The organism is Variovorax glucosi, from assembly GCF_051216695.1.
Taxonomy (GTDB): domain Bacteria; phylum Pseudomonadota; class Gammaproteobacteria; order Burkholderiales; family Burkholderiaceae_C; genus Variovorax.
Genome location: NZ_JBPJZE010000379.1, coordinates 1 through 1,050, shown reverse-complemented (window position 1 = coordinate 1,050; position 1,050 = coordinate 1). Strand labels below are relative to the sequence as shown.

The 1,050-nt window shown below is 62.4% G+C and carries 2 protein-coding genes; one reads left to right on the top strand and one right to left on the bottom strand.

The window, feature by feature from the left end; translation table 11 throughout:
- Window positions 1-438: lysozyme inhibitor LprI family protein (locus tag ACSFA3_RS25835; protein ID WP_435508162.1), on the top strand; the 438-nt coding region annotated here is incomplete at its 5' end.
- Window position 439: 1 nt separating this feature from the next.
- Here ACSFA3_RS25835 and ppa read toward each other — a convergent pair.
- Window positions 440-967, bottom strand: a complete 528-nt coding sequence (gene ppa / locus ACSFA3_RS25830) for an inorganic diphosphatase (protein WP_435465351.1) — start codon at window positions 965-967, stop codon at window positions 440-442.
- Between the last annotated feature and the right edge of the window lie 83 nt (window positions 968-1,050).

Here is a 1,050-nt window from a genome sequence, read left to right as displayed (position 1 = left end):
CCCACATTCCTGCGGCGCGACCAGCGCGACTGGATCACCGTGCGCAACCGCGAGTGCCGCGGCAAAACCGAATGCCTCAAGCAGGACTACGAGCGGCGCATCACCTACCTGAGTCACCCGCTGCTGCATTGGATGGGCCGCTATGTGGAAGGCCAATGCCCGAAGGACGGACGCTTCCTCGACGTGACGCCCGAGCTGGGCGGCACGCTGGACATCCAGATCTACATCTGCCCTGACCCGCGCGGCAACATGCTGCTGCAGGGCAAGAACGTACTCGACGGGCAACGGCGCCTCGTGGTGCAGGAAGGCGGGCGTTGCACCCGCACACTCCAGTTCGACACCGACCGCGTCACCGTCTCGGCCACGCCGGGCTGCGCACCATCGCTGGCCGGCAGCTTCGCGCGCGACCCGCGCCGCTCGCCCTTCGAGAACGAATAAGTTACTTCTTGTAGTTGGCGATGCCGTCCAGGATTTCCTTCTTGGCCGCGTCAATGCCTTCCCAGCCCAGCACCTTGACCCACTTGCCTTCTTCCAGGTCCTTGTAGTGCTCGAAGAAGTGGCTGATGGCCTTCAGGCGCATCGGGTTCACGTCGTCGACCGACTTCCAGTGGCTGTAGATGGGCAGCACCTTGTCGGTGGGCACGGCGAGCACCTTGCCGTCGACGCCTGCTTCGTCTTCCATCATCAGGATGCCCAAGGGGCGGCACGGCACCACCACGCCCGGCAGCAGCGGATACGGGGCAATCACCAGCACGTCGACCGGGTCGCCGTCGCCCGACAGGGTCTGCGGCACATAGCCGTAGTTGGCCGGGTAGTACATGGCCGTCGTCATGAAGCGGTCGACAAAAATCGCACCCGACTCCTTGTCGACTTCGTACTTGATCGGGTCGGCGTTCATCGGGATTTCGATCACGACGTTGAAGGATTCGGGGACGTTCTTGCCGGGGGAAACTTTGTCGAAGGACATGACGTTTTTCGAGTAGTTGAAAAGTATGAGAGAGATGGGGACAAACCCGGAGTTTACTTTCCGTGTCACCGACCGGTCGCACG

What these genes read in the sequence shown, in the direction of transcription:
- ppa (WP_435465351.1), bottom strand. Translation starts at nt 967, where the DNA reads ATGTCCTTCGACAAAGTTTCCCCCGGCAAGAACGTCCCCGAATCCTTC.